The sequence below is a fragment of the Nocardia sp. NPDC004340 genome (genome assembly GCF_053602575.1).
On record NZ_JBSGDW010000008.1, the window covers coordinates 12,315 to 28,783 of the forward strand.

At 68.5% G+C, this 16,469-nt stretch carries 18 protein-coding genes; 15 read left to right on the plus strand and 3 right to left on the minus strand.

Annotated elements, in window-relative coordinates; translation table 11 throughout:
* Window positions 1–76: 76 nt before the first annotated feature.
* The 11 genes from murC to ACWEOI_RS27160 all read left to right on the plus strand — a co-directional run bounded on the left by murC (window position 77) and on the right by ACWEOI_RS27160 (window position 12,136).
* Complete coding sequence (murC, locus tag ACWEOI_RS27110; protein WP_452361545.1) at window positions 77–1,522, plus strand: UDP-N-acetylmuramate--L-alanine ligase; 1,446 nt, start codon at window positions 77–79, stop codon at window positions 1,520–1,522.
* Window positions 1,523–1,528: 6 nt separating this feature from the next.
* A complete protein-coding gene (locus ACWEOI_RS27115; protein WP_433666796.1) occupies window positions 1,529–2,401 on the plus strand; it encodes an FtsQ-type POTRA domain-containing protein in 873 nt (290 codons plus the stop codon).
* Between the two features lie 320 nt (window positions 2,402–2,721).
* Window positions 2,722–3,981 carry a cell division protein FtsZ gene (gene ftsZ, locus ACWEOI_RS27120; protein ID WP_433666795.1) on the plus strand — a complete coding sequence of 420 codons (1,260 nt, stop codon included), beginning with the start codon at window positions 2,722–2,724 and terminating at the stop codon, window positions 3,979–3,981.
* A 123-nt stretch (window positions 3,982–4,104) separates the two neighbouring features.
* Window positions 4,105–4,845, plus strand: coding sequence for a peptidoglycan editing factor PgeF (pgeF, locus tag ACWEOI_RS27125; protein WP_433666794.1), 741 nt, complete (start codon window positions 4,105–4,107; stop codon window positions 4,843–4,845).
* Window positions 4,842–5,615, plus strand: a complete 774-nt coding sequence (locus tag ACWEOI_RS27130; protein WP_452361433.1) for a YggS family pyridoxal phosphate-dependent enzyme — start codon at window positions 4,842–4,844, stop codon at window positions 5,613–5,615. Before pgeF ends, ACWEOI_RS27130 begins: the two co-directional genes overlap by 4 nt.
* 104 nt (window positions 5,616–5,719) lie before the next feature.
* Window positions 5,720–6,514 (plus strand): cell division protein SepF, encoded by a 795-nt coding sequence (locus tag ACWEOI_RS27135; RefSeq protein WP_452361434.1) that lies wholly within the window; start codon window positions 5,720–5,722, stop codon window positions 6,512–6,514.
* 225 nt (window positions 6,515–6,739) lie between these two features.
* On the plus strand, window positions 6,740–7,042 hold the full coding sequence (locus tag ACWEOI_RS27140) for a YggT family protein (protein WP_213560475.1): 303 nt from the start codon (window positions 6,740–6,742) through the stop codon (window positions 7,040–7,042).
* A 72-nt stretch (window positions 7,043–7,114) separates the two neighbouring features.
* On the plus strand, window positions 7,115–7,945 hold the full coding sequence (gene wag31 / locus ACWEOI_RS27145; protein ID WP_379280279.1) for a DivIVA-like cell division protein Wag31: 831 nt from the start codon (window positions 7,115–7,117) through the stop codon (window positions 7,943–7,945).
* Between the two features lie 129 nt (window positions 7,946–8,074).
* Entirely contained in the window at window positions 8,075–8,281 is a 207-nt protein-coding gene (locus ACWEOI_RS27150; RefSeq protein WP_379280280.1) for a hypothetical protein, read from the plus strand.
* Between the two features lie 321 nt (window positions 8,282–8,602).
* The gene (gene ileS, locus ACWEOI_RS27155; RefSeq protein ID WP_452361435.1) at window positions 8,603–11,782 is read left to right on the plus strand and encodes an isoleucine--tRNA ligase; all 3,180 of its coding nucleotides are present in this window, start codon (window positions 8,603–8,605) and stop codon (window positions 11,780–11,782) included.
* Window positions 11,783–11,890: 108 nt separating this feature from the next.
* The gene (locus ACWEOI_RS27160; RefSeq protein WP_433666790.1) at window positions 11,891–12,136 is read left to right on the plus strand and encodes a type II toxin-antitoxin system prevent-host-death family antitoxin; all 246 of its coding nucleotides are present in this window, start codon (window positions 11,891–11,893) and stop codon (window positions 12,134–12,136) included.
* Here ACWEOI_RS27160 and ACWEOI_RS27165 read toward each other — a convergent pair.
* Window positions 12,077–12,655 carry a TetR/AcrR family transcriptional regulator gene (locus ACWEOI_RS27165; RefSeq protein WP_452361436.1) on the minus strand — a complete coding sequence of 193 codons (579 nt, stop codon included), beginning with the start codon at window positions 12,653–12,655 and terminating at the stop codon, window positions 12,077–12,079. The two genes, ACWEOI_RS27160 and ACWEOI_RS27165, sit on opposite strands and share 60 nt — an antisense overlap.
* A 132-nt stretch (window positions 12,656–12,787) precedes the next feature.
* Here ACWEOI_RS27165 and ACWEOI_RS27170 point away from each other — a divergent pair, with 132 nt between their 5' ends.
* A complete protein-coding gene (locus ACWEOI_RS27170; protein WP_433666788.1) occupies window positions 12,788–13,051 on the plus strand; it encodes a hypothetical protein in 264 nt (87 codons plus the stop codon).
* Window positions 13,052–13,296: 245 nt separating this feature from the next.
* The gene (locus tag ACWEOI_RS27175) at window positions 13,297–13,848 is read left to right on the plus strand and encodes an NlpC/P60 family protein (protein WP_452361437.1); all 552 of its coding nucleotides are present in this window, start codon (window positions 13,297–13,299) and stop codon (window positions 13,846–13,848) included.
* A gap of 6 nt (window positions 13,849–13,854) precedes the next feature.
* Here the strand turns inward: ACWEOI_RS27175 and ACWEOI_RS27180 are convergent, their stop codons facing one another.
* Window positions 13,855–14,268 (minus strand): organic hydroperoxide resistance protein, encoded by a 414-nt coding sequence (locus tag ACWEOI_RS27180; protein ID WP_452361438.1) that lies wholly within the window; start codon window positions 14,266–14,268, stop codon window positions 13,855–13,857.
* A 112-nt stretch (window positions 14,269–14,380) separates the two neighbouring features.
* On the opposite strand from ACWEOI_RS27180, the gene ACWEOI_RS27185 reads away from it, so the two are divergent.
* Window positions 14,381–14,920: a TetR/AcrR family transcriptional regulator gene (locus ACWEOI_RS27185; RefSeq protein ID WP_452361439.1), complete on the plus strand. Its 540-nt coding sequence runs from the start codon at window positions 14,381–14,383 to the stop codon at window positions 14,918–14,920.
* Here ACWEOI_RS27185 and ACWEOI_RS27190 read toward each other — a convergent pair.
* The gene (locus ACWEOI_RS27190; protein ID WP_452361440.1) at window positions 14,917–15,951 is read right to left on the minus strand and encodes a hypothetical protein; all 1,035 of its coding nucleotides are present in this window, start codon (window positions 15,949–15,951) and stop codon (window positions 14,917–14,919) included. The genes ACWEOI_RS27185 and ACWEOI_RS27190 overlap by 4 nt on opposite strands.
* 55 nt (window positions 15,952–16,006) lie before the next feature.
* On the opposite strand from ACWEOI_RS27190, the gene ACWEOI_RS27195 reads away from it, so the two are divergent.
* The gene (locus ACWEOI_RS27195) at window positions 16,007–16,453 is read left to right on the plus strand and encodes a MarR family transcriptional regulator (protein WP_433666784.1); all 447 of its coding nucleotides are present in this window, start codon (window positions 16,007–16,009) and stop codon (window positions 16,451–16,453) included.
* Window positions 16,454–16,469 lie beyond the last annotated feature (16 nt).

Genomic DNA, 16,469 nt, shown 5'->3' on the forward strand with positions numbered 1-16,469 from the left:
AGTGGAGCGGCCGGACAGTGATGTGGGTACCGCGGAAGCTCACACCGATCTACCCGAGCATCTGCGGCGCGTGCACATGATCGGCATCGGCGGTGCCGGTATGTCCGGTATTGCCCGAATTCTCCTGTCGCGCGGCGGCATGGTGTCCGGTTCCGACGCCAAGGAGAGCCGCGGCGTGCTGGCTCTGCGGGCGCGCGGCGCGCAGGTGCGCATCGGCCACGACGCCTCGGCGCTGGACCTGCTGCCCGGCGGACCCACCGCGGTGGTGACCACCTACGCCGCCATCCCCAAGACCAATCCCGAACTGGTGGAAGCCCATCGGCGCGGGGTGCCGGTGCTGCTGCGCCCGGCGGTGCTGGCCTCGCTCATGCAGGGGCACAAGACGCTGCTGGTGTCGGGCACCCACGGCAAGACCTCCACCACCTCCATGCTGGTGGTGGCCTTGCAGCACTGCGGACTCGACCCGTCCTTCGCGGTCGGCGGCGAGCTCAACGAGGCGGGCACCAACGCTCACCACGGCACCGGCGGCATCTTCGTGGCCGAGGCCGACGAGAGCGACGGCTCGCTGCTGCAGTACGCGCCCGACGTCGCGGTGGTCACCAATATCGAATCCGACCATCTGGACTACTTCGGCACCGACGAGGCCTACGTGCAGGTCTTCGACGACTTCGTGGACCGGCTGGAACAGGGCGGCCGCCTGGTGGTGTGCCTGGACGACCCGGGCTCGCTGGGTCTGGCGCGGCGTTCGGCGGCCCGGCTGGCCGAGGATTCGCGCGGGATCCAGGTGATCGGTTACGGCTCCGGCGATTTCGCGGAGTCCGGTCTGACGGTCGGCGCGCGACTGCTGTCGTGGGAGCCGCGTGATGTCGGCGGTGTCGCGGTGTTCCAGCTCTCCGACGAGTCCGCGCCGCGCACCCTGCGGCTGTCGGTGCCGGGCCGGCACATGGCGCTCAACGCGCTCGGCGCGCTGCTGGCCGCCCGCGCCACCGGGGCCGATCTGGGCGAAATCATCCAGGGCCTGGAGGGTTTCGGCGGTGTGCACCGCCGCTTCCAGCTCACCGGGCGCGAGAACGGCGTGCGCGTCTTCGACGACTACGCCCACCACCCGACCGAGGTGCGCGCGGTGCTCTCCGCGGCGGCCGAACTGGTCGCGCAGGAGGCGCGCGACGGCGCCCGGTCGCGGCCGGGGAGGGTGATCGTGGTGTTCCAGCCCCACTTGTACAGCCGCACCGCCACTTTCGCGACCGAGTTCGGGACGGCGCTGTCGCTGGCCGACGAGGTCGTGGTGCTCGACGTGTACGGCGCGCGGGAGGAGCCGCTGCCGGGCGTGAACGGAGCGCTGGTCGCGAGCGCGGTCACCAAACCCGTGCACTACCAGCCGGATATGTCGCGGGTCGGCAAGCAGGTGGGCGCGCTGGCGCGGCCCGGCGACGTGGTGATCACCATGGGCGCGGGCGATGTGACCATGCTGGGCAGCCAGATTCTGGACGGGCTGCGCGCACGACCCTCGCACGGGCGGTGAGCGCCGATGGGCTCGGGTGGGGGAGAGCTGGAGCGGTCGGTTCCGGCCGCGGACGACGCCTACGACACGGCCGCTGCCGATAGCGGCACGCGCGGTACCGATTCCGCCGAGCCGGCCACCGAGGACACCGGGGCCGGCGAACGGGCGGCGGCCCGCCGGGCCCGGCTCAGACGGGGCCGGGAGCCGCGGGAGTCGCGGATCGCGATCGCCTGGCGGTCGCGCGGGGTGCGGATCGGGGTGCTCGCGGGTGTGGTGGCCCTGATCGCGCTCGGACTGGTCGCCTGGTTCACTCCCATGCTGTCGGTGCGCACGGTCGAGGTCGACGGACTGGCCGCGGTGCCGGAAGAGCAGGTGCGGCAAGCCCTGCAGGTGCCCGACGGCCTGTCCATCCTGCGGCTGGACACCGACGCCCTGGCCGAACAGGTCTCCCGGTTGCCGAAGGTCCGCTCGGTGCGGGTGCAGCGGGTGTTCCCGTCCACGGTGCGGGTGACGGTCACCGAGCGAACCCCGGTGCTGTATTTCGACAGTCCCGACGGCGCCCATCTGCTCGATTGCGACAGCGTGGAATTCGCCATCGAGCCGCCGGGCCTCGGGGTGCCCAAACTCGTGACCGAGCATCCGGGCGGAACGGACCCGGTGACCAAGGCGGCGGTGGCGGTGATGGCCGCCATTCCGATTCCGCTGCGCGATCAGGTCGGCGTGGGAGCGGTTGTGGCCCGCTCGGTTTCGGACATTGCCCTGGAGTTGCGTGACGGTCGCACGGTGCTGTGGGGCGGAACCGTGGATTCCTCGCGCAAGGCCGCGGTGGTCGGCCCCCTGCTTTCCCAGCCGGGCAAGGTATTCGATGTTTCGAGTCCGAATCTGGTCACGGTAAAGTGAGCGATACCCATTGGGCCGCCGAAATTTTCGGTGGTTTGCCGGAAGGGCACCGTCGGTTCCGATCCAGGACCGAAGGGCAACCGTCCACGATACGATGCTCGGGTGGGTCGGACGAGGCGAATCACACAAGATTCTGACACTCGTTTCGGCGCGCCTGCGCCCGTAACGCGGTGGCTGCGAATACCGTTCGGCACCAGTCGGATACTTGACATAACGCTGAAGCTATGGTTGAGGGTTTATCGGACCGAGACCATTGTGTCGTTTCATGTCGAGTAACCGAAGACGACAAGCTGTTTCAGATCGAAGGAAGGCGAGAGCCCATGACGCCCCCGCACAACTACCTTGCTGTGATCAAGGTCGTCGGTATCGGCGGCGGCGGCGTGAACGCCGTCAACCGGATGATCGAGCAGGGACTCAAGGGAGTCGAGTTCATCGCGGTCAACACCGACGCGCAGGCGTTGTTGATGTCGGACGCCGATGTGAAACTCGATGTCGGCCGTGAACTCACCCGCGGTCTCGGCGCCGGCGCCGATCCGGAGGTCGGCCGCAAGGCCGCCGAGGACCACAAGGACGAGATCGAGGAAGTCCTCAAGGGCGCCGACATGGTCTTCGTGACCGCCGGCGAGGGCGGCGGCACGGGCACCGGCGGCGCGCCCGTGGTGGCCTCCATCGCCCGCAAGCTCGGCGCGCTCACCATCGGTGTCGTCACCCGGCCGTTCTCGTTCGAGGGCAAGCGCCGCAGCAACCAGGCCGAGGCGGGCATCCAGGCCCTGCGCGAGTCCTGCGACACCCTCATCGTCATCCCCAACGACCGCCTGCTGCAGCTCGGCGACGCCGCGGTGAGCCTGATGGACGCCTTCCGCTCCGCGGACGAGGTGCTGCTCAACGGTGTTCAGGGCATCACCGACCTGATCACCACCCCGGGTCTGATCAATGTCGACTTCGCCGACGTCAAGTCGGTCATGTCCGGCGCGGGCTCGGCCCTCATGGGCATCGGCTCCGCGCGTGGCGAGGGCCGCTCGGTGAAGGCGGCCGAGGCGGCGATCAACTCGCCGCTGCTGGAAGCCAGCATGGACGGCGCGCACGGCGTGCTGCTCTCCATCGCGGGCGGTTCGGATCTGGGCCTGTTCGAGATCAACGAGGCCGCCTCGCTGGTGCAGGAGGCCGCGCACATCGAGGCCAACATCATCTTCGGAACGGTGATCGACGACTCGCTCGGCGACGAGGTCCGGGTCACGGTGATCGCCGCCGGCTTCGACGGCAGCGGGCCCGCCCGCCGCATCGAACCCGCGGTCAGCCGGTTCCCCGGCACCCAGTCGAGCACCGCGACCGCGAGCGCCGGAAGCGTCAGCCGCACTACCGAATACACCCCGGCCCGCGCGGTCGAGCCCGCCCCGGCCGCGCGCCCGGAGCCCGCGCCCGTCGCACAGCCGATCGCCGAACGCGGTCCGGCCCCGTCCTACAGCGCGCCCCGGCCCGTGGTGGACCCGACGGTTGCGAGCAACAACCGCGGCCACATCCAGCCGCCGGACACCGACGAATACGAGGTCGACGTGCCGGACTTCATGCGCCGCGGCTGACACCGCGCTGTCACGGAACGCGATTCGAACGCGCCTGCCCGAGGGGGTGGGCGCGTTCGTGATTCCGGCCGCAGTAGCTGTCTGATTCCGGGTTGCCCCGCGGTGGCTACTACCCTCGGTGGCATGACTTCAGCGGCACCTGTTTTCCGGACCAGACGGGTCGTGACGACGCGGGCGGGCGGATTCTCGCAAGCGCCCTACGACTCGTTCAATCTGGGCGACCACGTCGGCGATGATCCGGAGGCGGTGCGGCGCAATCGGGTTCGGCTCGCGGAGAGCATCGGGCTGACGCCGGACCGGCTGGTGTGGATGGAACAGATCCACGGCCGCAACGTCGAGATCGTCGACGGACCGCGCTCCGAGCCGGTGCCCGCCACCGACGCGCTGGTCACCACCCAGCGAAACCTGGCGCTGGTGGTGCTCACCGCCGACTGCGTGCCGATCCTGTTGTCCGACGACGAGGCCGGGGTGATCGCGGCCGTGCACGCGGGCCGGATCGGGGCGCGCATCGGGATCGTGCCCCGGGTGCTCGAGGCCATGGTGTCGGTCGGCGCGAAGCCGGAGCGGATCGGGGCCTTCCTCGGCCCGGCCGCCAGCGGCCGCCAGTACGAGGTGCCCGCGGCCATGCGCGCCGATGTCGAGGCGCATCTGCCGGGCAGCGCGACCACCACCGTCAAGGGCACGCCCGGCCTGGATCTGCGCGCGGGCATCCGGCGGCAGCTGGAGGCCGCCGGTGTCGGCGCCGTCGCGATGGACCCGCGGTGCACCATCGAGGACAAGACCTTGTTCTCCCACCGCCGCGGCGCGCCGACAGGCCGACTCGCCGGTGTGATTTGGATGTCACCCGAGGGGGTTTCAGAATGACCGAAAGTTTCACCGCCGCAGCGGGATCCGATGCGGCGCACGTCACGTCCGGCGGAGGTCGTGTCGCCGAGCTCGAAACCGCGCTGTCGGCACTCATCGAGCGAATCGACGCAGCGTGCGCGGCCGCGGGCCGCGAACCCGGGTCGGTGCGGCTGCTGCCGGTGACCAAGTACTTCCCCGCCTCGGATATCGAGATCCTCTATGACCTGGGCCGCCGGGAGTTCGGGGAATCCCGTGAACAGGAGGCCGCGGGCAAGGTGGCGCAGCTGGGACACCTGTCCCAGGTCCGTTGGGAGTTCATCGGACGGCTTCAGCGCAACAAGGCGAAAGCCGTTGCACGCTGGGCGGATACGGTCTACTCGGTGGACAGCGAGCGGCTCGCGAGCGCGCTCGAGGCCGGTGCGCGGGCCGCGCTGGACGAGGGCGCGCGTTCGGCCCCCTTGCGCGTACTGCTGCAGGTGTCGCTGGACGCCGACCCGGCCCGCGGCGGCGTCCGCGACGACGCGCTGCGCGCGCTCGCCGATCAGGTCGCGGCCTCGGAATCGCTGCAGCTCGCGGGCCTGATGGCGATCCCGCCGCTGGATGTGGAGCCCGATGCGGCCTTCGAGCAACTGGCCCGCATCCACTCTGTATTAACGATTGTTCACCCCGAGGCGAAAGAACTGTCGGCGGGCATGTCCGGCGACTTGGAGTCGGCCATCCGCCACGGCAGTACGTGCGTGCGTGTCGGTACTGCGCTTATGGGCGCGCGACCGATAACCTCGGCGTAGCAAAGAAACCTCACCAGTCACATTTGAAACATATGCTTGGTGACAGACGAGGACTGAGCAGGACAACACCCCAGGCCAACCGGGGCCGAAGGAAGGTCGACCAGATGAGCACGCTGCACAAGTTCAAGGCGTACTTCGGGATGGTTCCGCTCGAGGATTACGAAGACGATTACGTCGACGACCGCGGAGCCGCCCGGAGCGCCGATGAGCGTGGCCAGCGTCGTCCCCGGCCCTACGCCGAACGCGAGCGTGACTACGACCGATACGGCGAGGACCGTTACGACGACGAGCCGGCCTACGAGCCGTCGTACAAGGCCCCCTACAAGCCGGCCTACAGCGCCTCCCGCCGTGACGACTACGCCGACGATCACCGTGAGCGCGAGCGCGATCACCGTGAGCGTGACCGCTACGACGCCGACGCCCGCTACGACGCCCCGCGTCGCCCCACCCGCATCGACACCGCCCCCTCCAGCCGCACCCGGTCCATGGGCGGCGGTGCGAGCACCCGCGGCGCGCTGGCGATGGACACCGACGCCGAGCGGCGCATCGAGGAGCTGCGGGAGCAGGAGCGCCGCATCGAGGCGGCCCGCCGTCCCCAGATCTTCGAGGACGGAGGCACCTTGTCCAAGATCACGACGCTGCGCCCGCGCACCTACGCCGAGGCCGCCATCATCGGTGAGCGTTTCCGTGACGGCACCCCGGTGATCATGGACCTGGTCGAGATGAGCAACTCCGACGCCCGCCGCCTGGTGGACTTCGCCGCCGGTCTGGCCTTCGCCCTGCGTGGCTCGTTCGACAAGGTGGCCACCAAGGTGTTCCTGCTCTCGCCCGCCGACGTCGACGTCTCCGCAGAGGAGCGCCGCCGCATCGCCGAGAACGGCTTCTACAACCAGAAGTAGCCAGCTGCCGCTGCCGTGGGGAACGGCGGCGTCAGCCGGTGCCGGCGCACATCAGCGCCGAACACGCACGGCGGCAGCGCAATGCGCCGCGTCCAGGGGGTTGCGACCGAGGGTCGCGGGGGATCATGGGGGAGTCTTGCGGCCATGCCGCGTCAACACCGGATGTGACCGGCACGATCCGTGTTTCTGTTTTGCCGATCATGGTTTGTCAGGCAGAGTGGTGCGGTGGCCTTGTTCCAGGTGTTGAACCTCCTGCTGTTCCTCTTCTGGCTGCTGCTGATCAGCCGAGTCATCGTCGAGTTCATCCGCAGCTTCGCGCGCGACTGGCGGCCGACCGGCTTCGTCGTGGTCATCCTCGAGGTGATCTTCACGATCACCGACCCCCCGGTGAAACTTCTGAGGCGTTTGATACCCCCAGTGAATCTTGGGGGAATTCGGCTCGATCTGTCGATTATGGTCTTGCTGTTTATCGTGTTCATCCTCATGTCGATCACGGGCCAGATAGGGCAGTCGGTAGCTCAGGTGTGACAGAATGAGCCGAAAGAATGCTTGCCCAGATCTACCGCTAGATCTCCATACGAAGCGTGAAGGGATCGTTCCATGCCGCTGACCCCCGCCGATGTTCATAACGTCGCGTTCAGCAAACCGCCGATCGGGAAGCGCGGCTACAACGAGGATGAAGTCGACGCCTTCCTCGACCTGGTCGAGCAGGAGCTCTCACGCCTCATCGAGGAGAACGCGGATCTTCGCCAGCGCGTTGCCGAGCTGGACGCGGAACTGTCCGACGCCAAGAAGAACCGCGGCCCCGCGGTCCAGCCGGTGAAGGCCCCGGTCGCGCCGGAGCCCATCAAGGCCGCGCCGCCGGTGCCCCCGGCCCCGATGCCGGCCCCGGTCCCGGTCGCCCCCGTCAAGGCCGAGGCCCCCTCCGCGGACGCCAATCTGCAGGCCGCCAAGGTGCTTTCGCTGGCCCAGGAGATGGCCGACCGCCTCACCTCGGACGCCAAGACCGAGGCCGAGTCGCTGCTGGCCAACGCCAGAGGCAACTCCGAGCGCCTGGTCAGCGACGCTCGCACCCGCTCGGAGGCGATGATCGCCGACGCGCGCCAGAAGGCCGAGGCCATGCTGTCCGACGCGCAGACCCGCTCGGATTCCCAGCTGCGCCAGGCCAAGGAGAAGGCCGACGCCCTGCAGGCGGACGCCGAGCGCAAGCACACCGAGATCATGGCCACCATCACCCAGCAGCGCAGCGTGCTGGAGAGCCGCATCGAGCAGCTCAAGACCTTCGAGCGCGAGTACCGCGTGCGCCTGAAGTCCTACCTGGAATCGCAGCTGGAGGAGCTGGAGAACCGCGGCTCCGCGGTCCCGGTCGACGGCGGCGAATTCGGCCAGGATGCCTCCGGCAACGGCGCACTCCTCAAGGGCAGCAAGTAAAGTCGTAACCACGGCCTGCGATGCCATGTCGCACGGGACCCGATCCCGGGCGGCACGGCATCGTCGCCAACCTTTCGAAGCGACCTCCGGTGGCCTTCGCCGCCGAAGACACACGAGGGGATGGTGCACTTGCTCGCAGTGACGCTCGGCCTCGCCGCGGTCGGTTTCGGACTGCTGGTGACCGCACTGACCACCGGTTCGGTGATCTGGGCATGGGGCTGCATCATCGTGTGCGTGATCGGCGCGGTGCTGCTGCTCGTCAGTGCGTTGTCGCTGCGGACCGATGACGAGGACGCGTCCTCGCCACCACCGGGCGGACGGCACGCCAGGCATTAGCGGCTCACACGATTCGCTTCGGGGCGGGTCCGGGGAATAACCCCTGGACCCGCCCCGCTAGTATGTAGACAGCACCACGGCGTCGATCCGGCCATCACCGGGGAGCCTTCGGAAGAACGGCGTGACCTGCTCCGCGCGGGTATCGCCCACTAGAACCGAACGGGTGAGCCCGTCACAGCTCGCAACGAGAGGCTCGGTCTCGCAAGGGTTTTCACAGCTCCTGCGGTCCGGGCAAGCGGGGTGGTACCGCGGTTACGGCGCGCCGAGCGCCGGGATCGTCCCCGTGCCCACGACGCAGGCACGAGGAGACGAGAGGCCGCCATGGCGGACGACAGCAGCACCCGAAGCGCATACCCCCGCGCGGACCTGAGCCGGACCACCGGGCAGGTCTCCTTCCCCGAGCTGGAGCAGCGGGTCCTGGACTACTGGGCCGCCGACGACACCTTCCGTGCCAGCATCGAGAACCGTTCCGAGGCAGAGGAATTCGTCTTCTACGACGGCCCGCCCTTCGCCAATGGGTTGCCGCACTACGGTCATCTGCTGACCGGATACGTGAAGGATTTGATCCCGCGTTTCCAAACCATGCGCGGTAAGAAGGTCGAACGGCGTTTCGGCTGGGATACTCACGGGCTGCCCGCGGAAATCGAAGCGGAGAAGCAGCTCGGTATCACGGACAAATCACAGATCGATGCCATGGGTCTCGCGGAATTCAATGCCGCGTGTAAATCTTCGGTCTTGCGCTACACGAACGAATGGCGTAACTACGTCACCCGTCAGGCGCGCTGGGTCGACTTCGACAACGACTACAAAACCCTCGACCTCGACTTCATGGAGTCGGTCATGTGGGCGTTCAAGTCGCTGTACGACAAGGGCCTGATCTATCAGGGCTTCCGGGTGCTGCCCTACAGCTGGTACGAGCAGACCCCGCTGTCCAACCAGGAGGCGCGTCTCGACGACTCCTACCGGATGCGCCAGGACCCGGCGGTCACCGTCGACATGGTGCTGCGGGTTCCGGCCGACCACCCGCTGCACAACCTCGACGGCGCCAACGCGCTGATCTGGACCACCACGCCGTGGACGCTGCCGTCCAACCTCGCCATCGCCGTGCACCCCGACGTCACCTACGCGCACGTGCAGGGCAAGGACGGCAAGCGGTATGTGGTTGCCGCCGAGCGGGTGTCGCACTACACCCGTGAGTTCGGCGAGGAGCCGCAGGTGCTGTCCGAGCACTCGGGCGCCGCGCTCGAGGGCCTGAACTACCTGCCGCCCTTCGACTTCTTCCTCGGCCACCCGCGCGCGCACCGCGTGCTCAACGCCGACTACGTCACCACCGACTCCGGCACCGGCATCGTGCACCTGGCCCCCGCCTTCGGTGAGGAGGACATGGATGTCGCCTCCGCCAACGGGATCGACATCGTGCAGCCGCTCGACGCGGGCGGCAAGTTCACCTCCATGGTGCCGCCGTACGAGGGCCTGATGGTCTTCGACGCCAACCCGGTCATCATCAAGGACCTCAAGGCCGCCGGAAAGCTGTTGCGGCACGAAACCATCGAGCACTCCTACCCGCACAGCTGGCGCTCGGGCCAGCCGCTGATCTACATGGCGGTGCCGTCCTGGTTCGTGGCGGTCACCAAGTTCCGCGACCGCATGGTGGAGCTCAACAAGGAGATCACCTGGGTCCCCGAGCACATCCGCGACGGCCAGTTCGGCAAGTGGCTCGAGAACGCGCGCGACTGGAACATCAGCCGTAACCGCTACTGGGGCGCGCCGATCCCGGTCTGGATCTCCGACGACCCGGCCTACCCGCGCGTGGACGTGTACGGCTCGCTCGACGCCCTCGAGCGGGACTTCGGCGTGCGCCCGGACGACCTGCACCGGCCCATGATCGACGACCTGGTGCGGCCGAATCCCGATGACCCGACCGGGAAGTCGATGATGCGGCGCACCCCCGAGGTCCTCGACTGCTGGTTCGAGTCGGGTTCCATGCCCTACGCGCAGGTGCACTACCCGTTCGAGAACAAGGAGTGGTTCGAGGGCACCTCGACGGAGTCGATTGACGGCGCCGCCGTCGCGGCTCCGCACAGCCCCGGCGATTTCATCGTCGAGTACAACGGCCAGACCCGCGGCTGGTTCTACAACCTGCACGTGCTCTCGACCGCGCTGTTCGACCGCCCGGCGTTCAAGTCCGTTGTGGCGCACGGCATCGTGCTCGGCGACGACGGCCTCAAGATGTCGAAGTCCAAGGGCAACTACCCCGACGTCAACGAGGTCTTCGACCGTGACGGCTCCGACGCCATGCGCTGGTTCCTCATGGCGTCCCCGGTGCTGCGCGGTGGCAACCTGATCGTCACCGAGCGCGGTATCCGCGAGGGTGTCAGCCAGGCGCTGCGCCCGCTGTGGAACGCCTGGACCTTCCTGCAGCTGTACGCCTCGCAGCCCGGCGCCTGGCGCACCGACTCGGAGAACGTGCTCGACCGGTACATCCTGGCCAAGCTGGCGGCCACCCGCGACGTCATGACCGACGCGCTCGAGGTCTACGACATCGCCACCGCCTGCGACGAGCTGCGCACCTTCGCCGACGCGCTCACCAATTGGTATGTGCGCCGGTCGCGTTCGCGTTTCTGGGAGGAGGACCGCGACGCCATCGACACCCTGCACACCGTGCTCGAGGTGACGACCCGGCTCGCGGCCCCGCTGCTGCCGCTCATCTCCGAGGTGATCTACCGCGGTCTCACCGGTGAGCGTTCGGTGCACCTGGCCGACTGGCCCGCCGCCGACGTCCTGCCGCACGACGCCGAACTGGTGTCGGCCATGGACGAGGTCCGCACCGCCTGCTCCACGGTGCTGAGCCTGCGCAAGGCCCAGAACCTGCGGGTGCGCCTGCCGCTCTCGGAGGTCACCGTGGCCGCCGCCGACGCGGAACGCCTGCGCCCCTTCGTGGATCTGATCGCCGACGAGGTCAACGTCAAGAAGGTCGACCTCACCGCCGACGTGGCCGCCCACGGCCGCTTCGAACTGGTCGTCAATGCCCGCGCCGCCGGTCCGCGCATCGGTAAGGACGTCCAGACGGTGATCAAGGCCGTCAAGGCGGGGGAGTGGACCGAGGCCGCCGACGGCACCGTGACCGCCGCCGGCATCGCCCTGCTCCCCGAGGAGTACACCCAGCGCCTGGTCGCCGCCGAGCCCGAATCCACCGCCGCCCTGCCCGGCAATGCCGGTCTGGTGGTGCTGAATTCGGTGGTCACCGAGGAACTCGAGGCCGAGGGCTGGGCCCGCGACCTCATCCGCGACCTCCAGGAAACCCGCAAGTCCCTCGGCCTGGACGTCTCCGACCGCATCACCGTGGTCCTCGACGTCCCCGGCGACCGCCTCGCCTGGGCCGAAACCCACCGCGACCTGATCGCGGGCGAGATCCTCGCCACCACACTGACTTTCGGTGCGGCCCCCGCGGACGCCGCCGAGATCGTCGGCGGCGTCAAGGCCTCGATCACCAAGGCCTGACCGAATTCACCTGCCGGCGGCGCGGACCTCCGGGTCCGCGCCGCTGTCGTATCGGCGCGCTGTCGTGTCGCTCCGATCCGCGTCGCGGCGGCCCCCGAATGACCGAACATGGAGGGCGCGAACATATACGGCCTGAACGATCCGCGGACGCGGCTCGAGGCGATCGTGCGCGGTGTGGCAGCTACCGGCGAGGAAGCGATCATCACCGACGGCGGCAGCGAGATAGCGGTCGTCATCTCGGTCGCCGATTACGAACGACTGCACGAGCACGCCGACAGGGTTGATGCCCTGCGCCTAGTTTCGGGGCCGCAGGCCTTCGAGGACGGGCTCGACCAGGGTCGGGACGTCGAGTAGTTCGCCCGCGCCGAGGAGGAAGCGGAGGTAGACCGGGCCGTAGAGCATGTTGGTCATGGTCAGGAGGGGGAGGTCGGCGCGGATCTGGCCGGCGCGCATGGCGGTTTCGAGGCGGCGGCCGGCCATGCGGGCGCGGGGCTCGATGAACGTTTCGCGGACCATCTGGAGGAGCTTCGGGTTGTTCTGGGCCTCGGCGATGACACCGCGGTAGACGCAGCCGGCGTCGCCGGCGAGCATGTGTGACAGGGCGGTGATCTGGGTGGTCAGGTCGGCGGCGATGTCGCCGGTGTCGGGGAAGTCGGTGGCGGAGCCGACCTGATCGTTGATGGCCTCGAGGGCGATCGCGCCCTTGGAGGGCCACCAGCGGTAGATGGTCTGCTTGCCGACGCCCGCGTGCGAGGCGATGGCCTCGATGGTGAGCTTGCCGTAGCCGTTGCGCACGGCGAGCTCGAAGGTGGCGTCGAGGATCGCCTGATGGGACTTGGCGCTGCGCAGTTCGGGGTTGGGCGGCTGGGGCATGGGTCCAGCATACTCCGCAAACGAGACGGTACGTCTCGTCTTGACAGAGTTTCGGTGGCGGGCTAACTTACTTCATGAGACGAGACGGACCGTCTCGCCAGAGAATGGGAACACGGTCGCTAGGAGCGAACAATGACCACCATCACCACCCCCGCCGCTGTCGTCGCCACCCCCGCCGCCATGCCGTCGGTGCACCGGCGCGCGCTGATCACCTGGCTGGCCGTGTACCCGACCATCACCCTCGCGCTGGCCCTGCTCGGCCCCGAGATGGGCGGGCTGCCGGTCTTCGTGAAGACGCTGATCCTGACCGTGATCGTGGTTCCGGTGTCGGCGTACCTGTTGGTTCCGCTGTTGATGAAGGCCAACCAGCGGCTGACGGTGTGGGCGCGGCGCTGAGCCGGCCACGACGCGAGACTCCAGCAAACACGGAGCGCCTCCCCGATCGGGGAGGCGCTCTTTTTGTTATGTGGGGTCTGGATCGATTGACCAGGAGTTTCTTCGGGGGAGGCGGCAGCGGCTCGAGACACGCCAGCCCTGGTTCTCTTGTGGCTGCTGTGGCAGGTGCGATAGAACGGCTATCAGCTAGCTAACCGATCTTGTTCACAGCTGTTCCCGCGGTACCACCGATGAAGGGGCGCCCCATGGCTCGCAAGCGGCTCGGCAGGCTCAGAACCTTGGCCACGACGGTGGCCGCGATGGCGATGACAGGGGCGATGTGGGCGGGCGCGGCGCATGCCGACACCGGGTCGGGGGGTTCGGGCTCCGCGTCCGGATCCTCCTCCGGCGGCGGGACCGGGTCGTTCTCCGGAAGTGCCAGCGGCTCGGCACAATTGCCGATCGCGAGCCCGCGGGCCATGGTCGCGCTGGCGCTGGCAGGCACCCAGACCGGTAAGCCCTACCAGTGGGGCGGTACCGGTCCGGATGCCTGGGACTGCTCGGGATTGGTGCAGTGGGCCTTCCGCAGCGTCGGCATCAATCTGCCGCGCACCACCTGGCAGCAGGCCGAGGTCGGTCTCGAGGTGCCGTTCGGGGCGCTGCAGCCCGGGGATGTGCTGATCCTCAACGATGACGCCTCCCACGAAGGGATCTACGCGGGCGGCGGCAACGTCTTGAACGCGTACAACTGGGGTGTGCCCGTCGGACTGACGCCCTTGAGCGAGTTCGACATCTACACCATTCGCCGATTCTTCTGAATCGCCTTACTCGGCAATCAGTTCCACGGGGATATTGCCCCGGGTGGCCTTGGAGTACGGGCACACCTGGTGGGCGGCCTCGACCAGCGCGTGGCCCTGCTCGTTCTGCAGCTCCGCGGGCAGTTCCACGTGCAGCACCACGGAGATGCCGAAGCCGGTCTCGTCGTCCTTGTTCAGGGTGACGTCGGCGGTCACCGAGGTGTCGCCGAGCTTCACGCCCTGGCTGCGGGCCACCGCCTGCAGCGCGCCGGCGAAGCAGGCCGAGTAGCCCATGGCGAAGAGCTGCTCGGGGTTGGTGCCGTCACCGCTGCCGCCCGCCTCCTTGGGCTGGGCGAGCTTGAGGTCGAGGTAGCCGTCGGAGCTGACCGAGCGGCCCTCGCGGCCGACGGAGGTGGCGGATGAGGTGAAGAGTGCGGGCATTGATATCTCCTAGACAGACTTGTCTGTTCACGTCCGAGTCCCAGCGTAGACAGATCTGTCTGCTATCGTCAATACATAGCCCCGATCAGGGAGAAGGAGAGCAGGTCAAGCCATGAGCGAAGCCCGCGAGCGCCTGCTGGACACCGCGACCCGGCTGTTCTACGCCGAGGGGATCCACACGGTCGGCATCGACCGGATCATCGCCGAGGCCGGGATCGCGAAGGCCACCTTCTACCGGCACTTCAAGACCAAGGAAGATCTGGTCGTCGCCTACCTGGTCCGCGAATACGGCCGTCAGCGCGAGACCTTGGAGGCCATCCCCGGTTCGGGTTCCGAGTCCATCGTCGGCATCTTCGAGCGGCTCGGCGAGCTCAGTCGTGGCCCGGGATTCCGGGGCTGCCCGTTTCTCAATGCCGCCGTGGAGTTCCCGAACTCCGACCACGCCGTGCGCAAGGTCGTCGACGATTATCGCGCCTGGTTCCGCGACCTGATGGCCGAGCGGCTGCGCGCGGCCGGTCACCCGCAGGTCGAGGACGCCGCCCGCGCGCTGTTGCTGACCCGCGACGGCGTGACCATCAGCGGGGGAGTGGGCGACGCGGAGACGGTCCGGGTGGGCATCCGGACCGCCTTGTCGCAGTGGGGTATTCGCTAGACCCCGACCGCCTCCTCCATCTCCGCCTCGGCGGCGTCGCCCGCGACGGGCTCGGGCGCGGCGTGCTTCGGCGCGGCCTGCCGCTTCTCGGCGAGGCCCGCGGCGGCCATGAGCACCACGCCCGCGGCCAGCCACAGCACCAGGCTCGCCATCCGGCTGCCCAGTCCGATGCCGTCGAAGTAGAGCAGGCTGCGCGCGCCCTCCACGAATCCCGCGCCGTTCCAGAACCGGTGCAGCGTGCCGAAGAAGTCGTTCTGCAGCCACGGGCTGTAGACGCCGCCGGAGCTGGTGAAGTTCAGCATCACGAACAGCACCATCATGGCCAGGGTGGTCCAGCGCTTCAGGAAGGTGTGCAGGCCGATGCCGATGCTCAGGATGCCCGCCGCGTACAGCCACGACATGCCCCAGATCGCGCCCAGATCGTGGTCGACGATGTGGAAGACCGGGCCCGCGAGCGCCAGGCCGATCAGGCTCACCAGCAGCGAGGTGACCAGTCCGATGATGCCGCGCTGCCACAGCGGCAGGCCCGCGCCCGCGGCGCTGATGGCGGCCACGCTGCCGTAGGAGCCGATGGTCAGCGCGACCAGCAGGAAGAAGATGCCCTGCGCGGTGGGGTCGCCGGAGCTGGGGGTGGTGACGTCGGTGATGGTGAGCGGCGTGTTCTGCAATCCGGCGACCTGCCCGAACACGGCCTCGGCGGCCATGGCGGTGGTGTCGGATCCGGCCTTGGCGACCAGCAGTTCCGGCTGCCGCGGGTCGGGCACGTACGCCCCGGCCAGATCGCGGTGGCGCAGCTTGTCGACGGCGTCGCCGCGGGTGGGCACGGTGATCACGTCGAGGGCGTTGCCGCCCTTGTCCTTCAGGGACTGGGCCAGCACCTTGACCTGCGCGTTGTCGCCGACCACGGCCACCGCCAGGTGGTTGGGCTCGGGCTGGTGGAATGCGCCCAGGTAGGCCAGGCCCATGCCGAGGCACATGAGCAGCGGGGTGAGCAGGTGCACGGCGACGTGCCGGATCTGTTGGGTGGCCATGAAGTCTTCTCCAATAGTTGGTAAATACAACCAAGCGAGGTTGTAGTCTACAACCATGAAGAGTGAATCCGCATTCCCCGGCCGCGCCGATGCGATCGAGGTCATACAGCGCGAGCTCACCGCCTTCGCCCGCCGCGCTCGCGGCCGGGCCAGTGAACTCCACCCGGAACTGTCGCTGGTGGCCTCCAGCATCCTGGACCTGGTGATCGAGCGGAACGGCTGCCTGGCCGCCGATCTCGCCGGGCACTTCCACCTCGACAAGTCCACGGTCAGCCGCCAGGTCGCCGCCCTCGAACGCGACGGCTACCTGGAACGCGAAGTGGACCCGACGAACCGCCGCAACCTGGTGCTGCACGCCACCGCCGAGGGCCGCCGGGTGGCGCGCGCGGCGGCCCGCAGCCGCGCCACCGCTTTCACCGAACGCTTCCAGGACTGGGACGACGCCGATGTGGAGCGGCTGGCGGGATACCTGGTGCGCTACAACGCCGCCGACGCGGGCTAGGCCCGAACCCGGCCTG